This window comes from Leucobacter sp. HNU (assembly GCF_047946755.1).
Lineage (GTDB): Bacteria > Actinomycetota > Actinomycetes > Actinomycetales > Microbacteriaceae > Leucobacter.
Window position 1 is genome coordinate 536,610 of record NZ_CP178837.1, and the last position, 20,226, is coordinate 556,835.

Below are 20,226 nucleotides of genomic sequence, written 5' to 3' on the forward strand. Positions count from 1 at the left end.
GTTCCCAGCTGTTCATCTGCTCGGGTTCGTAGGATGAGCGTATGACAGTGACTGACAGTCAGTCGCGGACGGATGAGGGAGTCGAGCCGGTGAAGCCACTGCGAGAGCGGGTCTCCGCACCCGATGCGCTGCGTCTGCCCGCGTCGGTCGCCGGTGTCGCCTGGCGGCGCATCGTGCGTGACGACGTCCCGCTGCTGCTCGAGCTGTCGCGCGCCTGCGACGCCGTCGACACGCCCTGGGCCGTCACGACCGAGGACGAGCTCGCGCTCTGGCTCGACGATCCGAAGCTGCGGCTCGAACGCGACTCCGCGATCGGGTTCGACGACTCGGGTCGTGCGGTCGCCTACGGATTCGTGGGGCAGGGCGACGTGCACGAGACGGTCGTCTGGATCGAACTCGACGGAGCGGTGCATCCGGAGCGCCGTCGGGAAGGGATCGGCGGCGCGCTGCTCGACTGGCAGGACGAACGGGGGCGCCGCATGCTGGCGGCCGAGGACTCCACCCTGCCTGGGCGGCTCTCGGTCGATGCCGGGGAGCACGAGGCGGGCACGATCGCGCTCGCCGAATCGCGCGGGTACCGGGTGGTGCGCTGGTGGCTGGAGCTCGAACGGGACCTCGCGGCGCCGATCCCCGAGCCGTCGCTCGGTCCAGGACTGCGCTTCGAGCCCTACGGGGGCAACGAGGAGCTCACGCGAGCGGCTCGCAACGACTCGTTCCGCGACCACTGGGGCTCCCAGCCGGTGAGTGAGCGGGAGTGGCGCGAGCACGATGAGCTCGAATCTGCCCGTCCCGATCTCTCGTTCGTCGTGGTGGAGGGCGAGGGCGAGACGAAGCGGGTGCTGGGCTTCGCGATCGGCGCGGTGTACCGCGAGGACTGGGAGCACCGCGGGCATTCCTTCGGCTACATCGATCTGCTCGGGGTCGTCTCGGACGCCCGAGGGCGCGGCATCGCGAAGGCGCTGCTGGCGCGCTCCCTCGCCGCGATGCGCGCCGAGGGATTCGAGCGGGCGGTGCTCGACGTCGACTCCGAGAGTCTCACGGGCGCCGTCGGCCTGTACGAGAGCGTCGGCTTCGAGACCGTGCGTCGCTCGATGACGCTGGCGCGCGAATTCTGAGGGCGGAGGGGTCGGCGCCCGTGGGCCTGCGGTTCCGCCGGGCCGGGTCCGGAGATCTGGAGGCGGTGCTCGGCTTGTTCGACGATGCCGTCGCCTGGTTCGTGTCGAACGGGAACACGCAGCAGTGGGGTGCGGAGCCCTGGTCCGGCCAGGCGCGCCGCGTCGCGCAGGTGCGCGAGGCGCTGGCGCTGGCTGGGGCCTGGGTCGCCGAACTGCCCGGGGTGGGCGTGGTCGGTCTGCTGGTGCTCGGCGACGCGGTTCCCATGTGCCTCCGGCGGAGGGGGCCGAGGTGTACGTCCGGATCCTCATCGGGTCGCGGGAGCCCCGGGCCAGGGGAGTGGGGCGCGCGCTGCTCGCGTTCGCGGACGTCGAAGCCGGGCGGGCGGGCATCGAGCGTCTGCGCGTGGACTGCTACGCGGGCGGCACGGGTGCGCTGGTCGGTTTCTACGAGTCGTGCGGGTACGAGCGGACCGTCGGGTTCGACATCGATGGGTGGCCGGGGCAGGTGCTTGAGCGTCGCCTGGCCGCCACGGCTTGATTCCGGCCGGGCGCCGACTCGCTTCCTCCGTGCGCTTGGAGATGGCCCGCGTGGTGATCTATATTAAATGGTAAGACCACTCGAATCGGAGTGCGTCGGCAGCAAGGAGGCCAGCCATGTCAGATCCGCTCGACCTGATCGCGCCCGTGGGCGCCCTCCCGATCGGCGACGGCTGGCTGCCCGTCGCGGACGCTGCGGACATCGTCTTCCCCTTCGACGGCAGCATCGTCGGCCGCGCCCCCGTCAGCCGTGCCGCCGACTCCCTCACCGCGCTCGAGGCCGCAGAGGCGGCCCTGTCCGAGGTCGCCGCGCTCACCACCGCGCAGCGCAAGTCGATCCTCTCCGCCGTGCACGACCGGCTCGCCGCCGACGCGCAGCGCTTCGAGGACCTGCTCGTGCTCGAGACCGGCAAGCCCCGCGTCGACTGCCGCACCGAGGTGAACCGCACCATCGTCACGCTCCAGGCCACCGCCGAGGAGGTCTCGCACGTCCACGGCGAGACCGTGCCGCTCGACCTCCAGGAGCTCGGCCGCGGCATGATCGGCTACTACACGCGCAAGCCCGCCGGCGTCGTGGTCGGGATCGCCGGCTTCAACTACCCCGTGCTGCTCGCGACGCACAAGCTCGCTCCCGCGATCGCCGCCGGATGCCCCGTGATCATCAAGCCGGCGCCCAACACCCCGCTCGCGACGATCGAGCTCGTCGCCATCGTGCGCGAGGTGCTCGCCGAGCACGGCGTCACCGGTGCGGCCGTGCAACTCGTCAACGGCGGTCCCGAGGTCGGCGAGACCCTCGTGCGCGACTCCCGTGCCCAGGTCGTCTCCTTCACCGGATCCGCGGCCATCGGCCACCTCATCGCCGGCCAGGCGGCGCCCCGCAAGACCCTGCTCGAACTCGGCTCGAACACGGGATTCATCGTCGCAGCGGACGCCGACATCGAAGCCGCCGTCGACGCGGTGCTGCGCGGCGGCTTCTACGCCAACGGCCAGGCCTGCATCTCGGTGCAGCGCGTCGTGCTCGAGCGGCCGATCGCCGAGCGCTTCACCGAACGGCTCCTCGCGCGCATGGGCGAGCTGACGGTGGGCGACCCCCGGGACATCGCGACGAACGTCGCCCCCGTCATCAACGCGGCCTCGGCCGACCGGATCCGCGCCACGGTCGAGCGAGCGCTCGCCGCCGGGGCACGCCTGCTCACCGATGCCGAGATCCCGGCGGAGGGCGGGCTCGTGCCCCCGCTGGTGCTCGGCGACGTGCCCGCCGATGCGGAGGTCTGGCGCGAGGAGATCTTCGGACCCGTCGTCTGCCTCACCGCGGTCGACTCGGTCGACGCCGCGGTCGACCTCGTCAACGACTCCCGCTACGGTCTCCAGGCCGCCATCTACACGGCGTCGCTCGAGAGCGCGTTCGCCGCGATCGAGCGGCTCGAAGTCGGCGGCGTGGTCGTCAACGAGATCCCCGGCTTCCGATCCGACATCATGCCCTACGGCGGCGTCAAGGACTCCGGCATCGGCCGCGAGGGCCCGCGCTACGCGATCGAGGAGTTCACTGTCACCCGCATGGCCATGATCCGCCCGGCACCCCGAAAGGTCACCGCATGAACGCCCCCGCATCCCCCGTCGACTACGCCCGGCTCTTCCGCCTCGACGGCCGCACCGTCGTGGTGGTGGGCGCGGGGAGCGGCATCGGCCGCGAAGCCGCGCAGGCGCTCGCCGCGCAGGGCGCGCACGTCGTCGTCGCCGACTACTCGCTCGAGGGAGCCGAGGCGACCGCGGCGCTCATCTCGGAACTCGGCGGCGTCGCCGAACCGTTCGAGCTGAACGTGCTCGACGACGACGCGGTCGAGGCCGCGGCCGAGCGCTTCGGCACGGCTTCGGCGCTCGTGTTCACGGCCGCGACGAACGTGCGCAAGCGCATGGACGACTACTCGATGGACGAGTTCGACCGCGTGGTGAACCTCAACCTGCGGGCCTCGTTCCAGCTGATCCGCCGGTTCGGGCGCCGCTTCGCCGACAACGGCGGCGGATCGATCATCGGGTTCGCCTCGATCCGTGCCCAGGTGGTGGAGCCCGGTCAGGGCGTCTACGCCGCGACCAAGGCCGGACTCGTGCAGCTCGCGAAGACCGCCGCCGCCGAGTACGGCGCCGCGGGCGTGCGGATCAACGTGGTCGCGCCGGGCGTCGTCGAGACCCCGCTCACCGGGCAGATCCGGGCGAACGAGGAGTGGTACCGCGCCTACGCGGAGAAGAGCGCGCTCGGCCGCTGGGCGCGTCCCGACGAGCTCGCGGGCGCGGTGGTGTTCCTCGCGTCGGACGCCTCGACGTTCGTCACGGGATCGACGGTCAACGTCGACGGCGGCTGGACGGCGATCGACGGCCGCTTCACCCCGCCGGCCTGAGCGCGCCCGCGTCGGGGCGACCCGAGTCCTCGCGGTGGATCCCGAGGTCGGTGCGGCCCGGCGCGACGTCCTCGCGCAGGACGCGCTCCGGCGTGTAGTCGCCGCCGCGCATCCTGCGGAACGGGATCGGCCGCTCGGTGCGCAGCTCCGAGACCCTCGCGCGCAGGCGCGCGATCTCGCGGGCGACGTCGGCCGAGTCGAAGTCGTCGGCCTCCGGGATCGCGTGCAGCGGCAGCACCTCGATCCCGGTGTAGAACAGCGTGCCGTGGATGAGCCCGTAGAGCACGGACTCGAGGTCCCCGGCGATGCCGCGCGGGCTCAGCGCAGATCCCGCTTCGCCGAAGGAGACGACGACCAGCGCGCGCTTGCCCGTCAGCAGGCCGTCGCCGTACTTGCGCGTGCGCCCGGTCTCGGGATCCCGCACATCGAAGCCGAAACCGGCCGAGAGCACGCGGTCGAACCATCCCTTGAGGATCGCCGGGACCGAGTACCACCAGAGCGGGAACTGCAGCACCACGAGATCCGCGTCGAGGAGCTTCTGCTGTTCCACGCAGATCTCTTCGGGCAGTTGAGCGGCCGCCAGCGCGCTGCTCCACCGCGTGAGGAAGCTGCCGTTCGTCCGCGCGAAGGCGCCGAGGTCGTGCTCGCCGAGCCGCGGGTCGAAGCCCATCGCGTAGAGGTCGCTGGTCACGACGTCGTGGGTGAGCTCCAGCTCGGCGCGGGCGGCGTCGAACAGCTCTCGGTTGAAGGAGCGCTGCTCGGGGTGCGCGTAGACGTAGAGGGCTTGCGGGCGGGAAACGGTCATGGGACCATCTCAGCAGAAGCGCCCTCCTCGGCGGAAGTAGGCACTTTGAAGTCACATACTGACGGATTGGATAGTAGATGCGAGCGGGAACCCGGCACGCGCTGACCGTGTGCCCCGTCGAGGTGACGGTGAGCGTGATCGGCGGCAGCTGGAAGCTGACGATCGTGCAGAAGCTCTTCTCGGGAGCACTGCGCTTCGGAGAACTGCGGCGCGCGGTGGGGGACATCACGGATCGCGTGCTCACGCGGCAGCTCCGCGAGCTCGAGGCGGACGGCCTCGTGCATCGCGAGGTCTACGCCGAGGTGCCGCCCAGGGTCGAATACTCGCTGACGCCCCTCGGCGCCTCCACCCGCCCGCTCGTCGACCTCATGGAGGAGTGGGGGAGCGGATGGATCGCCGAGACGGGGGCCTCGATCGAGGCGGAGTGAGCGCCGGTCGATGGTCGGGCGCGATCAGCGCACCGCGGACCAGTCGACCGTCGCCTCGGCGCCGCGCACCGTCTCGAACCAGTGCGCGACGCGCAGCAGCCGGTCGTCGGACCCGATGGGTCCCGCGATCTGCAGGCCGACGGTGCGGCCGTCGGCCTGGATCCCCGCGCCGATCGAGACGGCGGGCTGGCCCGACATGTTGTAGGGCACGGTGAACGAGATGTGCCCCATGGTCCGCAGCGGATCGGTGATCGGCATCGGATCCTCGGCCGCGAACGCCGCGACGGGCGAGACGGGCGAGAGCACCAGATCGTAGGGTGCCGTGGTGGCGCGGGTGAGCCGGGCGATCTCGTCCGCGCAGCCGCGGTTGCGCACGGTCTGCGCGGCCGAGAAGTCTGCGCCGGCCGAGCACCACTCGACGATGAACGGCAGCACGAGCGCGCGATCCGCCTCGCTCAGCACTTCGAGGTCGGCGTAGGAGCGACTGCGCCAGAAGTCGACGAGTCCGTCGAGCACCTCGGCGGGCACGAACGGGTCGAGCGGCTCGACGATCGCGCCCGCAGCGGCGAAGCGTTCGGCTGCGGCTTCGACGATCGCGCGGGTCTCGGGCTCGACCGCGAGACCGGATCCCGCATCGAGCTGCAGTGCGACGCGGAGCCCGGCAGGGGCAAGCGGGTCGAGGGACCAGTCCATCGGGCCGTAGGGCCGGGTCAGGTAGTCGCGGGCGTCGGGTTTCGCGATGATCGACATCAACCGGATCGCGTCGGCCGCGGTGCGGGCGAGCGGGCCCGCAGCGCGGCCCGTGTAGGGCACGTCGAGCGGGATCAGGCCCTCGCTCGGCTTGAGCGCGGTGAGGCCCTGCCAGGTGCCGGGCAACCGGATCGAGCCGCCGATGTCGGTGCCGACGTGCAGCGGGCCGTAGCCCGCGGCCGCCGCGGTACCGGCCCCGGCGCTGGATCCGCCCGAGGTGAGCGCGGGATCGACGCCGTTGCGGGTGATCCCGTGCAGGCTCGAGACGCCGGAGGAGAGCATGCCCCAGTCGGGCATCGTGGTGGAGCCGAGGATCACGACGCCGGCCTCGAGCAGGCGATCGGTGGTCGGGGCGTTCGCCGCCGCGATCGGCGGGTTCGGCAGCGCGGTGCCCGACGGCTTGGGCGCCCCGCGCGCGCGATGTTCTCCTTGACCGTCGCCGGCACGCCGTCGTACGGGCTGAGCGGGGTCCCCGCGGCCCAGCGGGCGGTCGACGCGGCCGCGTCGGCACGCACCTCCTCGGGCTCGTGCAGGTAGAGCGCGTTCAGCTCGGGCTCCCGCTCGGCGATGCGGACGAGCACGCTCTCGGCGACCTCGCTCGGCATGAACGAGCCGTCCGCGTACCCTGCCGCGAGGGCGCCGGCGTCGAATGCGAAGAGGTCGTTACGAGGCATGGGCGAGCTCCTGACGCAGGGTGAGCGACGAATCGATGAGCCGCTTCGTGTACGGGTGCCGGGGGTCGCGATAGACGGTCTCGGTGTCTCCCGCCTCGACGATCTCGCCGGACTGCATGACGATCACGGAGTCGCAGAGGTGCCGCACCACGTTGAGATCGTGCGACACGAAGACGAGGGTCAGCCCGTATTCGTCGACGAGGTCGGCGAGCAGGTTCAGCACCTGGGCGCGCACCGAGACGTCGAGCGCGCTCACGGGCTCGTCGGCGACGACCACCTCGGGCCGGCAGATGAGGGCGCGGGCGATCGAGATGCGCTGCCGCTGCCCGCCCGAGAACTGGTGCGGGTAGCGCGCTGCGGCCTCCGCCGGGAGGCCGACCGCCTCGAGCATCTCGGCGACCATGCGCGAGCGCTCGGCCGCGGTTTCGCTCCGGCCGCGCACGAGCAGGGGCTCCGAGATGATCTGCTCGACCGTCATGCGCGGATCGAGCGAGCCCATCGGGTCCTGGAAGACGATCTGGAGCTGCTGCCGCAGCTGCCGCAGCTGTGATTCCCTCGCACCGGCGACCTCGTTGCCCGCGACGACCGCGCTGCCGGAGGTCGGCTGGTCGAGGCCCGCGAGGATCCGCAGCAGCGTCGACTTGCCGGAGCCCGACTCGCCGACCACGCCGAGGCGGCCGCCGCGCGGCACCTCGAAGGAGATGCCCTTCAGCGCGCGCACCTCGGGTGCCGGCTTGAACAGGCTCGTGCGTCCGCGGGTGTAGGTGCGCACGAGATCCGTGACCTGCATGACGGGGGGTTCGTCGTCCCGGGTTTCGACTCGCTGCGCTCGCTCAACCTGCTGCGCAGTTTCGACTCGCTGCGCTCGCTCACCCTGCGGAGCGGCCGCGTCGACCGCCGGCGGCACGTAGTCCTGCGCGCTCGCGACGGTGAACAGGCGCCCGTCGGCGTCGGTCGCCTCGAGATCCGAGGCGGCGAGCAGGCCGCGGGTGTAGGGGTGCTGCGGCTTCGTGAAGATGTCCTCCGTCGGCCCCTCCTCGACCACCACGCCCTGGTTCATCACGAGCACGCGCGTGCACATGTTGGCGACGACGGCGAGGTCGTGGGTGATGAACAGCAGGCCGGTGCCGCGCTCGCGCACGAGTTCGAGGATCAGGTCGAGCACCTGGCGCTGCACGGTCACGTCGAGCGCGGTCGTCGGTTCGTCGCAGAGGAGCAGCGCCGGGTCGTTGGCGAGGGCCATGGCGAGCATGACGCGCTGGCGTTGTCCGCCCGAGAGCTGGTGCGGGTACGCCCGGGCGGCCTGCGCCGGGTCGGGCAGGTGCACGGCGTCGAGCATCTCGATCGCGCGCGTGCGCGCCACCGCCTTCGACGGGGCGAGCTTGTGCTGCAGCATGATCTCGGCGACCTGGTCTCCGGCGCGCATGAGCGGATTGAGCGCGGTCAGCGGCTCCTGGAACACCATGGCCATGTCGCGGCCGCGGATCCTCATGAGCTCGGACTCTGGTGCCTCGAGCAGATTGCCGTCGTGGCCGTCGAGGCGCACCGAGCCGTCTGCGGTCACGCCGTTCGGCAGCAGGCCGAGCAGCGCGGTCGTGGTCATGGACTTGCCGGATCCGGACTCGCCGATGAGCCCGATCCGCTCTCCGTGAGCCATGTGCAGGGAGAAGTCGTGCACGAGCGTGCGGTGCGGCGTGCGGACGTTGAGCCCGTCGACCGAGAGCAGGGTCTTCGTTTCGGTGGTCATCAGCCGCGGCTCCCGTTCAGCTTCGGATCGAATCGGTCTCGCAGTCCGTCGCCCAGCAGGTTGAAGCCCATGACGGCGATCGCGATGGCGATGCCGGGGACGATGGCGAGGAGCGGGTGGGTGCCGAGGAACTGCTGCGACTCCTGCAGCATGCGGCCCCACGAGGGGGTGGGCGGGGGCGTGCCGAGCCCGAGGAAGCTCAGTCCGGCCTCGGCGAGCACCGCGAGCGCGAAGGATACGGAGCACTGCACGACGACGATGCCGATGATGTTCGGCAGCACGTGGCGCAGCGCGATGCGGGTGCGCGACTGGCTCGCGGCGCGGGCGGCGAGCACGTACTCGGTGTTCATGACCTGCAGGGTTCCCGATCTCGCGACGCGGGCGAACGCGGGGATCGTCGAGATGCCGATCGCGACCATCGCCGTGAGCGTCGACGCACCGAAGACCGCCGCGAACATGATCGCGAGCAGCAGCGCGGGGAACGCGAGCGCGATGTCGGAGGCGCGCATCACGACCTCCTCGATCCAGCCGCCGCGGATCCCGGCGAGGATGCCGAGCGGCGTGCCGATGAGCAGCGCGATGCCGACCGAGATGACACCGACGAACAGCGTGATCCGGGCGCCGACGAGCATGCCCGAGAACAGGTCGCGGCCGTACTTGTCGGTGCCGAGCAGGTGCGCGCCGCTCGGGCCCTGGAGGCGATCCGCCGCGTTCACCTGGACGGGGTCGTAGGGGGTCCAGACGAACGACACGACCGCGGCGAGCACGACGATGCCGACGAGGATGAGCCCGGCGATGAGCGTGGGGGAGAGCCGGCCGCGCGAGCGCCGCTCCGGGCGGGCGGGCGCCGCCGCGGGGGACGCGATCGCGCTCGTGCGCGGCGCCTGGGACGGGGGAGTCGGGATGTGCTGGGTATCCATGGTCACGCGCTCTTTCGCATCCGCGGATCGACGATCGTGTAGACGACGTCGATGACGAGGTTCAGGATGAGGGTGATGGCGACGAGCACCATCACGACGGACTGCACCGTGAGCAGGTCGCGGTTGCCGACGGCGTCGAGCAGCATCGAACCGAGACCCGGGATCACGAAGACGCGCTCGATCACGACCGCGCCGATGATGAGGGCCGCGATCTGCACGCCGGTCACGGTGATGACGGGGATGGCGGCGTTGCGCATGCCGTGCTTGAGCAGCGCCTTCGTCGGGCTCAGGCCCTTCGAGCGGGCCGTGCGGAGGTAGTCCTCGCTCATGATCTCGAGCACCGCGGAGCGGACGTAGCGGGTGAGGATCGCGCCCTGCACCGAGGCGAGCGCCAGCACCGGGAGGATCAGGCGCCGGATGAAGTCGCCGAAGTTCTCGCCGGGCGGGGTCCAGCCGCCCGCCGGCAGCCAGCCGAGGCCGACCGCGAACACGAGCACGAGCAGGATGCCGGCGAGGAAGCCGGGAATCGCGACGCCCAGCTGAGATCCCGCGCCGATGAGGATGCCGGAGGCGTTGCGGTGCTTCACCGCGGCGACGGTACCGAGAGGGATCGCGGCCAGCAGCGCGACGACCATCGCGGTGAGGACGAGGATCAGGCTGACCTGCAGGCGATCGACCACGAGCGGGCTGATGTCGGCGCGGGTGACGTAGGAGATGCCGAAGTCGCCGCGCAGGAGACCTCCGACCCAGTCGAAGTACTGCACGATGAGGGGACGGTCGGTGCCGAACTCGTGCCGCGTCTTGGCGAGCAGCTCGGGGCTCGCGTTCACGCCGAGCGCGACCTGTGCGGGATCGCCGGGGACGAGGCGCATGAACAGGAAGACGACGACGGTCGCGACGAGGAACGTCACCGCGAACCGTGCGAGGTTGATGAGTATCCGGATGGCCATGCGTGATCCTCTGGACGATGGGGGTGCGCGGCGCGGCGCCGCGCACGGGATTCGAGAAGGGAGCGACCGGGGCGGCGGCGCGGGCCGCCGCCCCGGTCACGGGGTCACTTCCAGGAGAGGCCGGTGAGATCCAGCGACTCGACGATGGAGTTCTTCGGCATGCCGGTGAGCTCCGACTTGGTGATGACGATGTTGGGGAACAGGAACAGCACGCCCGACGCGGCGTCGTCGACGATCTGCTTCTGCACCTCCTGCATGCCCGAGATGTAGCCCTGCTCGTCGGCCGCATCGGCCTTCGCGGCGATGGGCGCGATCTTCGAGTTGTCGTAGCCGATGTAGTAGTTCGGGTTGTTGAACACCGTGAGCAGGTCGCGCGCCTCGACGGCGAGCACCGTGGTCATCTGGAAGTCGTGCTTGGTGAACACGTTGTCGAGCCAGACCGCCGGGAACTCGGACGACTGGATCTTGACGTCGATGCCGACCTCCTTGAGCTGCGACACGACGATCTCGGACACGGCCTGCGCGTAGGGGCGGGTCGGCACGGTGTACGTGATCGAGAGGTTCTCGGCTCCCGCTTCCTTGAGCAGCTGCTTCGCCTTCTCGGGGTCGTGCGGGTACGCGTCGTTGAGATCGACGTAGTACGGATCGGTCGGGGTCGCGTAGGTCGCGACGAGCGAGCCGTAGCCGTTCCACGCGGTGTCGATGATGGCCTTGCGGTCGAGCGCGTAGAGCACCGCCTGGCGCACGCGCTTGTCGTTGAACGGGGCGACCCGGTTGTTGAAGGAGAGCGAGACCTCGCCGCTCGAGGTGCCCGAGGTGACGGTGAACTTGCCGTCGTCCTTGAACGTGTCGACGAGTTCGGGCGCCTGCAGATTCACGATCGCATCGACATCGCCCGTGCGCAGCGCATTGGTCGTCGCCGTCGCATCGGCGAAGTACTTCAGCGTGACCTGCTTCACCTTCGGGGCCGAACCCCAGTAGTCGTCGCGGGTCTTCAGCACGATGTTCTCGTTCTGCTTCCAGGAGGCGACCGTGAAGGGGCCGGTGCCGACGGGCGTGTTGGCCAGGTCGGCGACGCCGGTGGAGGAGAACATGGCGCCGACCGGGGTGGCCATGTCGAACAGCCAGGCGTTCGACGGGTGGCTCAGGTGCACGGCGACCTCGGTGTCGTTCTTGACCTCGACGTCCTGCACGACATCCATCTTCGCCTTCAGCGTGGTGGTCCAGTCCTTCTTCACCCGGTCGAGGCTGAACTTCACGTCGTTCGCGGTGAACTTCTCGCCGTTCGAGAAGGTGGCGCCGTCCTGCAGCGTGAAGGTGTAGGTCTTGCGGTCCTCGCTGATCTTCCACTCCTTCGCGAGGAGGGGCACCACCTTGCCGGACTGGTCGACGCGCACGAGACCCTCGTAGACGTTGGTCATGAGCGCCTGCGGGATCGCGGACCCGGCGGTCTTGGTGAAGTCGAGGTTCACGGGAGCGCCCGTGAGCGCGACCGTGACGGAGGTCTGGCCGGAGCCGGTGCTCGAACCGGATCCTGCGCCTCCGCCAGATCCCGCCGAGCAGGCGGTGAGGGCGAGTGCGCCGGCCGCGACGAGCGCCGCGGCGAGGGTGAGGGGAGTCTTGCGTCGCATCATTGCTTCCTGTCGCAGGGTGGGCCGACCGGCGGTCGGCGTCTCGGTGCTTCCGGCTCGGGGTGTGCTGCCGGGGTGGCTCGAACGGTGCGGGTGGCACCCCTCGGCGGTCATCTTCATCGACGTTCGCCTTCGAGTCGTGAGGTTCGAACCAGGATACATGGTAAGACCACTGCGCGCAGCGTTAGGATGAGGGACATTTCCGGCAGGCCCGTCTTCTCGACGGTCCCGCCGATCCAGACTTCGCGAAGGAGCACCGTCGTTGTCCACTCCGCACAGCTTCGCCCCGGCGGTCCCCGTCCATACTTACCAGCGCATCGTCGAGCAGATCGAGCACGCGATCGTGTCGGGCGAAATCCCCGTCGGCGCCCAGCTCGCCAGCGAGCGCGAGCTCATGGTGCAGTTCGACGTGAGCCGCCCGACGGTGCGCGAGGCGCTGCGAGTGCTCCAGAGTATGGGGCTCATCGAATCCAAACCGGGCACGCGCGGCGGCCCCCAGGTGCTCGCGCCGTCGCCCGACACGCTGCGGCGCTCGCTGCGCGCGATGCTCGGCACGGCCGCACTCGACCTCGCGGAACTCGTGCAGTACCGCGTCGTGCTCGAGGGATCCGCGAGCGCGCTCGCCGCGCTGCAGCACACGGACGCGCAGCGGGAGGAGATGCGCGCGGCCGTCGAGGGGATGCAGGCCGCCGCAGAAGCGAACGCCGAGGAGTTCGCGGATCTCGACCTCGCCTTCCACACGCTCGTCTGGAACGCGAGCGGCAATCGCATCTTCGCGCTCAGCGGGGAAGCCGTCTCGGGCGTGCTCCGCGGGCTCATGCACCGCGATGCGGAGGGCATCCACCACGACAACCGGGTCAAGCTCGAGTCCGCCGCCATCGACCGCGGGCTCTTCGACGCGATCGCCCGCCGCGATGCCGTCGAAGCCGGCACGATCGCGCGCCGCGCCGTGGCCAACCGCTTCGGCCCGTTGCTCGAGCCCGGGCAGCAGGAGGCGCTCGCGCTGCTCGCGGGATAGGGGCGTCCGGCCCGGTTGCGCGGAGCGCCGTTCGCTGCGCGGTGCGATGCGAGGCGCGGTCACCCGCGCCGGGGCGCCGTGACCGCCGCGAGCACCGCGCCGAGCGCCACGAGCGCGGCGAAGCCGAGCACTGCGAGCGGCAGTCCGACGAGCCCTGCAGCGGAGCCGAGCGCGAGGACCGGGAGGGCGCTGCCGAGGTAGGTCACCGTGTAGATCGCGCTGACGGTCGCTCCGGTCCGCGACACGGGGACCGACGCCACCGCCCGGCCGAACGCGGACTGGAACGCGAGCCCCTGCCCGGCGCCCGCGGCGATGCCGCCCGCGATGACGAGTCCGAGCGCGCCGGTCAGGGGAGCGAAGCCGAGCAGCAGGATGCCGACCGCGAGCACCGCGAGCCCGACGGGTTCCCGCCAGGTGCCGCGCAGGGCGAGCAGCTGGACCGAGGCCGACGCCAGCAGGGTGAGCGCCGCGAGCAGCCCCACCGCCGAGCGTGACTCGACGGGCAGCAGTGCGGCGAACGTCGATGGTGCGAGCGAGAGGCAGAAGCCGAAGAGCGAGAAGCTCAGGAAGCCGATCGCCGCGGCGCGACGCACCGCGGAGGCGGAGCCCGCGCGCTGCGCCGAGGCGGAGGACGCCCCCGGCGTCGTGGCGGCCGGCATCGATCCGTGCGGGTCCGCGGGGAGCGGCTCGGCGTCCTCCGGGCGGCACGCGCCGTGGGGCACGACCGCGAGAATCACCGGGGCGAGCAGCGCCAGGGCGAGCGCCACCGAGAAGTAGGGGGTCCGCAGCGGATCGCCGGTCTCCGAGAGCAGCCCGCCGAGCACGGGGCCGAGCGCCACGCCGCCCGAGCTCGCCAAGAGGGTGAGGCGTCCGGCGGTCTGGGGGCGTCCGGCGAGCAGCACGCGGAACGCACTCGAAGCGGTCCCGGTCGCGGCGGCGATGGCGAGCCCCTGCACGGCTCGTGCCGCGCAGAACCAGCCGAGGCTCGGCGCGAGCGCGAGCGCCGCCGTCGCGAGGGCCGCGACCGAGAGCGCGGTCACGAGCACCGTGCGGCGGTTGAGCCGATCGGCCAGCCGTCGGAACAGGATCAGGCCGACCAGCATGCTGAGCACGTAGCTCGAGAAGGCCACGGAGACGCCGAACGAGTCGAGGCCGAGCCGCCGCTCGAGGAGCGGGAAGAGCGGCGTCGAGAGGTTCGCGGCGATCAGCAGGAAGCTGAGCGTCAGGGCGGTCAGTGCGACCCGGATCCTGGGTCTGACCGTAGCCGGGGCGGCAACGGCGAGGTGCGGGGCGGCGAGAGCCTGGGGTGCGCTCAAGGCGGGTCTCCTGTTCGGGCGTGCCCTTGTGGGGCTGTCCGTGATCCGGCTCGCGCGGGGTGCTGCGCTCGCGGATCTCGTGATGTCGGGTGCACTGACCGTGCCCCGCTCACATTCAAGGGATCCCGAGCGAATCGCGCAAGCGATGATTCTCGGATTGAGCGATATGCTCAATCTAGAAGTCGTGAACTGGGCAGAAGGTGAGCAGAATGAGCGATCTCGATCAGACCGACCGCAGGATCCTGCGGGAGCTGGACTCCGACGCGCGCATGCCGGTGGCGATGATCGCCCAGCGCCTCGGGCTCGCCCGCGGCACGGTGCAGGCCCGCCTCGACAAGCTCGACGCCGCCGGAGCCCTCCGCCTCGCGAGCACTCGCATCACCCCGCAGGCGCTCGGCCGTCCCGTCGCCGCGAGCGTACAGGTCGAGCTCGACCAGCACAGCATCGCCGAGGCGATCGCCGCGCTCGCCGACATCCCCGAGGTGCTCGAGTGCTTCGCTCCCGCTGGCGACACCGATCTCCTGCTGCGCGTCGTCGCCCGTGACCCCGACGACCTCTACCGGGTCAGCGAGGAGATCCGGCTCTGCCCCGGGATCCGACGCACCTCGACCAGCCTCTTCCTCCGCACCGTGATCCCGTACCGCGTCACCGGGCTGCTCGCGGAAGGATGATCCGCGTGCGCTGCGGAACCGGCGCTCGACCTGGGAGAATGGACCGGGCGAACAGCCACGAGTGCAAGGGCGGAACATGACGGAACAGGCGAACGGACTGGCCAGCAGGGTCACGGGGCAGGTGCACGTGATCGGTGCGGGCCTGCTCGGAGCGAGCGTCGGACTCGGGCTGCGCGCCCGCGGCGTCGACGTGACCCTCGAGGACGTCTCGCCGACCACCGCGGCGCTCGCCGCCGACTACGGCGCCGGTCGCGCCCGCGTGGCGGGCGAACCCGACCCCGCGCTCGTGGTGGTCGCGACGCCGCCCGACGTGGTCGCCGACGCCGTGGAAGGCGCGATCCGCCGCTTCCCGAGCGCCGTCGTTACCGATGTGGCGAGCGTCAAGCTCGCCCCGCTCCGCGAGCTGCAGCGCCGCGGGCTCAACCTCGACAACTACGTCGGCTCGCACCCCATGGCGGGCCGCGAGCGGGGCGGGGCCATCATGGCCCGCGCCGATCTCTTCGTCGCCCGGCCCTGGGTGGTGTGCCGCGACGCGGACACCTCCGCCGAGACGCTCGCCCTCGTCGAAGCGGTCGCCCTCGACCTCGGGGCGGTGCTGCTCGAGATGACCCCCGAGGCGCACGACGAGGCGGTCGGCCTCGTCTCGCACCTGCCGCAGGTCGTGTCGAGCCTGCTCGCCGCGCGCCTCTTGCCCGCCGACGAGCACGCGATCGAGCTCGCGGGCGGCGGACTGCGCGACACGACCCGCATCGCGGCGAGCGATCCCGAACTGTGGGTGCAGATCCTCGGCGCCAACCGCGGCCCGGTGATCGAGCTGCTCGACGCGTTCCAGCGCGACGTCGCGGCGTTCACCGACGCGCTGCGCGCCGCCGATGCGCCCGGCTCGAAGCGGAGCATCGCCGACCTGCTCGCCAGCGGGGCGAACGGGGTGGCCCGGATCCCCGGCAAGCACGGCAGCGCCGCCCGCTTCGCGTCGATCACGGTGCTGATCGACGACCGCGCCGGGCAGCTCGCGAGCCTGCTCACCGAGCTCGGCGAACTGGGCATTAATATGGAAGATCTGCGCCTGGAGCACTCACCGGGTGCGCAGATCGGATTCGCGGAGATCGCCGTGCTGCCCGAGGTGGCCGAACGGGCCGTCGCCGATCTGCAGAGCCGCGGATGGAGGACGCTATGACCGAACGGGTCGACCCCGCGCTCGGCGTACCCGAGGCCGTCCCCGCGCACACCTCGTCCCTGCTGGCCGCGATCGACGGCCCTGCGGGCAGCGGCAAGTCGAGCGTGGCGCGGACCGCCGCCGAGCGCCTCGGCTTCGGCATCCTCGACACCGGCGCCGCCTACCGGGCGCTCGCCTGGGCGGCGCTCCGCACCGGTATCGACCTCGACGACGCGGCGGCGGTCGAGAATCTGCTCGACCTCTGGCACTACGACATCACGCTGCGCGGCGCGCAGCGCGTCGTCGTTCGCGTGCCCGCGTTCGACGGGCTGCCGTCCGAAGAGGTCGACGTCACGTCCGAGATCCGCGAGCACTCCGTCAGCGGGCAGGTCAGCCGGGTGTCGAAGCACCCGGCGGTGCGCGAACGGCTGAACGCCATGTTCCGCACCATCGTCGCCGAATCCGGTCTGCCCGGCGTGGTCATCGAAGGGCGCGACATCACGACGGTCGTCGCCCCCGACGCCCCGGTCCGGATCCTGCTGACCGCCCGCCCCGAGGTGCGCGCCCAGCGCCGCGCCGCAGAGCTTCCCGGTCTGAGCCCCGAGCAGGTGCTCCAAGACCTGATCGCCCGCGACGCGAAGGACGCGCTGGTGGTCGACTTCCTGAACCCCGCACCCGGGGTCACCCTGGTGGACACGAGCGAGCTCGACTTCGAGCAGTCCGTCGCCGCCGTCACCGACATCATCCGAGGCGCGCAGGCCCACCAGGCCAGCGCCCGCCCCGAGGAGGAAACCGCATGACCGAGTCGAACGAACTGCACGACGAGGGCGAGACCGAGGTCTTCGACCTCTCCGCCATCGACCCGAGCGAAGTGATCGAGGGCGGTGCCGACGTCACCGACGAGGAGCGCCTGCGCTCCATGCGCTCCGGCCTCGACGACTTCGAGCTCGAGGCGGAGGACCTCGAGATCCTCGGTGCCGACGGCGAGTTCCTGGGCTTCACGCAGCCCGAGGCGGAGGCGCTGCCGGTCGTCGCGATCGTCGGACGCCCGAACGTCGGCAAGTCCGCGCTCGTCAACCGGATCCTCGGCCGCCGCGAGGCCGTGGTCGAGGACGTTCCCGGCGTCACCCGCGACCGCGTGAGCTACCCGGCCGAGTGGGCCGGCACCCGATTCACCCTCGTCGACACCGGCGGCTGGGAGCCCGACGCGAAGGGCATCGACGCATCGGTGGCCGCGCAGGCCGAGGTCGCCATCGAGCTCTGCGACGTCGTCATGTTCGTCGTCGACTCGCGCGTCGGCCCCACCGCCACCGACGAGCGGGTCGTGCAGCTGCTGCGCCGCACCAAGAAGCCCGTCTTCCTCATCGCCAACAAGGTCGACGACGCCGTGCAGGAGCCGCAGGCCGCCCAGCTGTGGTCGCTCGGCCTGGGCGAGCCCCGCCCCGTCTCGGCGCTGCACGGTCGCGGCGTCGCCGACCTGCTCGACGACGTCATGAAGGCGCTGCCTGAGGAGTCGGCGGTCGCCCGCCCGAAGCTCGGCGGCCCGCGTCGCGTCGCGATCCTCGGCCGCCCCAACGTGGGCAAGTCGAGCCTGCTCAACAAGGCCGCGGGCGAGGAGCGCGTGGTCGTGAACGACCTCGCGGGAACCACCCGCGACCCGGTCGACGAGCAGGTCGAGATCGCCGGCCGCGTGTGGACCTTCGTCGACACCGCCGGTATCCGCCGGCGCGTGCACCTCTCGCAGGGCGCCGACTTCTACGCGTCGCTGCGCACCGCCGCCGCGCTCGAGAAGGCGGAGGTCGCCGTCGTCCTGCTCGACGTGACGCAGGAGATCAGCGACCAGGATCTGCGCATCATCGACCTCGTGCTCGAATCGGGCCGCGCGCTCGTGCTCGCGTTCAACAAGTGGGACCTGCTCGACGACGAACGCCGTCGCTTCCTGGAGCGCGAGATCGACCAGGACCTCGCGCACGTCGCCTGGGCGCCGCGCGTGAACATCTCGGCCCGCACCGGCCGCCACCTCGAGAAGCTGGTTCCAGCGCTCGAGACCGCGCTCGACTCGTGGGACACCCGCATCCCGACGGCGAAGTTCAACGCCTTCGTCGCCGAGCTCGTGCAGGAGCACCCGCACCCGCTGCGCGGCGGCAAGCAGCCCCGCATCCTGTTCGGCACGCAGGTGCAGAACCGTCCGCCGACGTTCGTGCTCTTCACCACGGGATTCCTGGATCCCGGGTACCGCCGCTTCATCCAGCGCCGCCTGCGCGAGCGCTACGGTTTCGAGGGCACCCCCATCGTCATGAACATGCGCATCCGCGAGAAGCGGCCGCGCCCCGGCCGCTAGGCCGGGTTCGGGCTGCCGCGCTGCGCCGCGCTGCGCGCTCGACGAGAGCACGCCCAATCGGCGAGGGGACGGGTTCTGAGCGCGAGGCTCGCCGTGCTCTCGTCGAGAAGCCGTTCTGTCGTCGACCTCACGCCTCGGCGCTGGTCCCGATCACCGCCCGCTGAAACCCGCGCCCGACGACCCCTTCGCCGGCCGAGGTTTTCGCGCGGCGCGGCCGGGCCGCTAGCCTCGAGGGATGACGGACGGCATCCGCGAGTTCACCCGCCTCGAGCGCGGGATCGATCGTCTCGCCCACCGCATCTTGCGCGACGCACCCCGCCGTGGCGCTCGGGCGGTGCTCGTCGAGTGCGCCGTGTTCCTGCTGAAGCAGGCGTGGGCGTGCGTGTTCGGCGCGCTGCTGCTCGCCGTCATCGTCGCGGCCCGTCTCTGGTATCCCGAAGATGCCGTGCTGGCACGCAACGATGCCCTGACCATCGCGGCGATCCTGATCCAGATCGGCATGCTCGCGTTCCGGCTCGAGAGCGGCCGCGAGCTGTGGGTGATCGTGCTGTTCCACATCACCGGGACGGCCATGGAACTGTTCAAGACCGACGTCGGATCCTGGAGCTACGACGGCGACGGCGTGCTCCGCATCGGCGCGGTGCCGCTCTTCTCGGGATTCATGTACGCTGCGGTGGGCTCCTACATGGTGCGCGTGTATCGCCTGCACGATCTGCGCTTCGCGCGGTATCCGAGGGTCTGGCTGACGGCGATCGTCGCCGCGCTCATCTACCTGAACTTCTTCGCGCACCACTTCGTGTTCGACTTCCGCTGGATCCTGCTCGCCGCCGTCGTGGTGCTCTGGCTGCCGACCGTGATGCACTTCCGCGTGTGGCGCACGACGCTGCGCGTGCCGATCCTTCCGGTGTTCGTCGGGGTCGCCCTCTTCATCTGGTTCGCCGAGAACATCGCGACCTGGGCCGGCGCCTGGTTCTATCCGAATCAGGCCGACGGCTGGCACCTCGTATCGCCGCAGAAGATCGTCGCCTGGTTCCTCCTCATGATCATCTCGATCGTGCTCGTCACCTTCGTGTACCCGCCGAAACCGCCCGGGGTCGGTGGAGGGCCGGAGGCCGCCGAGGAACCCGGGGACGCGGAACGGCCCGCCCCCGAGGGGAGCGGGCCGTCGACTGAGGCGAGGACGCGGCGTTCGGCCGCGGTTCACCAGCCCCAGTGCGGGATCGAGGCGAGGGCGCCGAAGGTCACCGCGGCGATGCCGAGGAGCGCCGCGAGGGCGGTGGCGCCGAGCATGACCGAGTTGAGCACGACGCCCCAGATCGCGAGCGCGCGGTCGGCGGTGCGGCGGCGCAGGGCGATGATGCCGAAGACGAGGCCGACGATCGGTGCGATGAAGGTCCAGCCGGCGACCACCGAGACGATGCCGAGCACGAAGCTCGTGATCGTGAAGGTGCGGGTCTGGTCGGGGCTCGGAGCCGGGTGGGCCGCGCCCGGGTACTGCGCCTGCGGGATCGGGTGCGCGGCGGCCGCCGGCGGCAGGTCGGCGTCGGGTCCGAGCGGCGGCAGCGGGATCGTCGGCTGCTGGGCGGTGAACTGTCCGCTCGGCAGCTGGACCGTCGGCTGGGTGCCGGTGGGCTGGGCGCCGGTGGCGTCGGGCGCGACCACGGTGACGGCTGCGGGATCCGCCACGACGGCGGTGCCGGACTGTGCCTGGTCGTTGGAGTTGGCGGTGGCGTTCATGACGCATTCCCTTCGGTGTGGCTCCGGCCTCGAT

General features: G+C 71.2%; 17 protein-coding genes and 2 pseudogenes. 11 read left to right on the forward strand and 8 right to left on the reverse strand.

Annotated features, from left to right (window positions below; genetic code table 11):
* The first annotated feature begins 89 nt into the window (after window positions 1–89).
* The 4 genes from AB3K78_RS02585 to AB3K78_RS02600 all read left to right on the forward strand — a co-directional run bounded on the left by AB3K78_RS02585 (window position 90) and on the right by AB3K78_RS02600 (window position 4,048).
* Window positions 90–1,115: a GNAT family N-acetyltransferase gene (locus AB3K78_RS02585; protein ID WP_416445913.1), complete on the forward strand. Its 1,026-nt coding sequence runs from the start codon at window positions 90–92 to the stop codon at window positions 1,113–1,115.
* Window positions 1,116–1,404: 289 nt separating this feature from the next.
* Window positions 1,405–1,653 carry a hypothetical protein gene (locus tag AB3K78_RS02590; protein WP_416445915.1) on the forward strand — a complete coding sequence of 83 codons (249 nt, stop codon included), beginning with the start codon at window positions 1,405–1,407 and terminating at the stop codon, window positions 1,651–1,653.
* Between the two features lie 116 nt (window positions 1,654–1,769).
* Complete coding sequence (locus AB3K78_RS02595) at window positions 1,770–3,251, forward strand: aldehyde dehydrogenase family protein (RefSeq protein WP_416445917.1); 1,482 nt, start codon at window positions 1,770–1,772, stop codon at window positions 3,249–3,251.
* Window positions 3,248–4,048 (forward strand): SDR family NAD(P)-dependent oxidoreductase, encoded by an 801-nt coding sequence (locus AB3K78_RS02600; protein WP_416445919.1) that lies wholly within the window; start codon window positions 3,248–3,250, stop codon window positions 4,046–4,048. The genes AB3K78_RS02595 and AB3K78_RS02600 overlap by 4 nt, the downstream gene beginning before the upstream one ends.
* Here the strand turns inward: AB3K78_RS02600 and AB3K78_RS02605 are convergent.
* Window positions 4,032–4,853 carry an NAD(P)H-dependent oxidoreductase gene (locus tag AB3K78_RS02605; protein ID WP_416445921.1) on the reverse strand — a complete coding sequence of 274 codons (822 nt, stop codon included), beginning with the start codon at window positions 4,851–4,853 and terminating at the stop codon, window positions 4,032–4,034. The two genes, AB3K78_RS02600 and AB3K78_RS02605, sit on opposite strands and share 17 nt — an antisense overlap.
* 77 nt (window positions 4,854–4,930) lie before the next feature.
* Between AB3K78_RS02605 and AB3K78_RS02610 the strand changes: the two genes are divergently transcribed.
* Window positions 4,931–5,281 carry a winged helix-turn-helix transcriptional regulator gene (locus tag AB3K78_RS02610; RefSeq protein WP_416445923.1) on the forward strand — a complete coding sequence of 117 codons (351 nt, stop codon included), beginning with the start codon at window positions 4,931–4,933 and terminating at the stop codon, window positions 5,279–5,281.
* A gap of 24 nt (window positions 5,282–5,305) precedes the next feature.
* Here the strand turns inward: AB3K78_RS02610 and AB3K78_RS02615 are convergent.
* The 5 genes and pseudogenes from AB3K78_RS02615 to AB3K78_RS02635 form a co-directional block, all read right to left on the reverse strand.
* Window positions 5,306–6,705 (reverse strand): annotated as a pseudogene (locus tag AB3K78_RS02615) (amidase).
* On the reverse strand, window positions 6,695–8,452 hold the full coding sequence (locus AB3K78_RS02620; RefSeq protein ID WP_416445925.1) for a dipeptide ABC transporter ATP-binding protein: 1,758 nt from the start codon (window positions 8,450–8,452) through the stop codon (window positions 6,695–6,697). Before AB3K78_RS02620 ends, AB3K78_RS02615 begins: the two are co-directional and overlap by 11 nt.
* Window positions 8,452–9,372, reverse strand: a complete 921-nt coding sequence (locus tag AB3K78_RS02625; protein WP_416447287.1) for an ABC transporter permease — start codon at window positions 9,370–9,372, stop codon at window positions 8,452–8,454. The genes AB3K78_RS02620 and AB3K78_RS02625 overlap by 1 nt, the downstream gene beginning before the upstream one ends.
* A 2-nt stretch (window positions 9,373–9,374) precedes the next feature.
* Window positions 9,375–10,322, reverse strand: coding sequence for an ABC transporter permease (locus AB3K78_RS02630; RefSeq protein WP_416445927.1), 948 nt, complete (start codon window positions 10,320–10,322; stop codon window positions 9,375–9,377).
* Window positions 10,323–10,426: 104 nt separating this feature from the next.
* Complete coding sequence (locus tag AB3K78_RS02635) at window positions 10,427–11,956, reverse strand: ABC transporter substrate-binding protein (RefSeq protein WP_416445929.1); 1,530 nt, start codon at window positions 11,954–11,956, stop codon at window positions 10,427–10,429.
* 259 nt (window positions 11,957–12,215) lie between these two features.
* Between AB3K78_RS02635 and AB3K78_RS02640 the strand changes: the two genes are divergently transcribed.
* The gene (locus AB3K78_RS02640) at window positions 12,216–12,971 is read left to right on the forward strand and encodes a FadR/GntR family transcriptional regulator (RefSeq protein WP_416445931.1); all 756 of its coding nucleotides are present in this window, start codon (window positions 12,216–12,218) and stop codon (window positions 12,969–12,971) included.
* A gap of 59 nt (window positions 12,972–13,030) precedes the next feature.
* Here the strand turns inward: AB3K78_RS02640 and AB3K78_RS02645 are convergent, their stop codons facing one another.
* Window positions 13,031–14,287 (reverse strand): MFS transporter, encoded by a 1,257-nt coding sequence (locus AB3K78_RS02645; protein ID WP_416445933.1) that lies wholly within the window; start codon window positions 14,285–14,287, stop codon window positions 13,031–13,033.
* Window positions 14,288–14,496: 209 nt separating this feature from the next.
* Here AB3K78_RS02645 and AB3K78_RS02650 point away from each other — a divergent pair, with 209 nt between their 5' ends.
* From AB3K78_RS02650 to AB3K78_RS02670, 5 genes and pseudogenes are all read left to right on the forward strand, one after another.
* Window positions 14,497–14,958, forward strand: a complete 462-nt coding sequence (locus AB3K78_RS02650) for an Lrp/AsnC family transcriptional regulator (RefSeq protein WP_416445935.1) — start codon at window positions 14,497–14,499, stop codon at window positions 14,956–14,958.
* 76 nt (window positions 14,959–15,034) lie between these two features.
* Entirely contained in the window at window positions 15,035–16,135 is a 1,101-nt protein-coding gene (locus AB3K78_RS02655; RefSeq protein WP_416445937.1) for a prephenate dehydrogenase, read from the forward strand.
* Window positions 16,132–16,914 (forward strand): (d)CMP kinase, encoded by a 783-nt coding sequence (gene cmk / locus AB3K78_RS02660; RefSeq protein WP_416445939.1) that lies wholly within the window; start codon window positions 16,132–16,134, stop codon window positions 16,912–16,914. The genes AB3K78_RS02655 and cmk overlap by 4 nt, the downstream gene beginning before the upstream one ends.
* The gene (der, locus tag AB3K78_RS02665) at window positions 16,911–18,455 is read left to right on the forward strand and encodes a ribosome biogenesis GTPase Der (RefSeq protein ID WP_416445941.1); all 1,545 of its coding nucleotides are present in this window, start codon (window positions 16,911–16,913) and stop codon (window positions 18,453–18,455) included. The genes cmk and der overlap by 4 nt, the downstream gene beginning before the upstream one ends.
* Before the next feature lie 235 nt (window positions 18,456–18,690).
* Window positions 18,691–19,545 (forward strand): annotated as a pseudogene (locus AB3K78_RS02670) (DUF817 domain-containing protein); the annotation flags it as partial.
* 110 nt (window positions 19,546–19,655) lie between these two features.
* Here the strand turns inward: AB3K78_RS02670 and AB3K78_RS02675 are convergent.
* Entirely contained in the window at window positions 19,656–20,192 is a 537-nt protein-coding gene (locus tag AB3K78_RS02675) for a DUF4190 domain-containing protein (RefSeq protein WP_416445943.1), read from the reverse strand.
* Window positions 20,193–20,226: the final 34 nt, after the last annotated feature.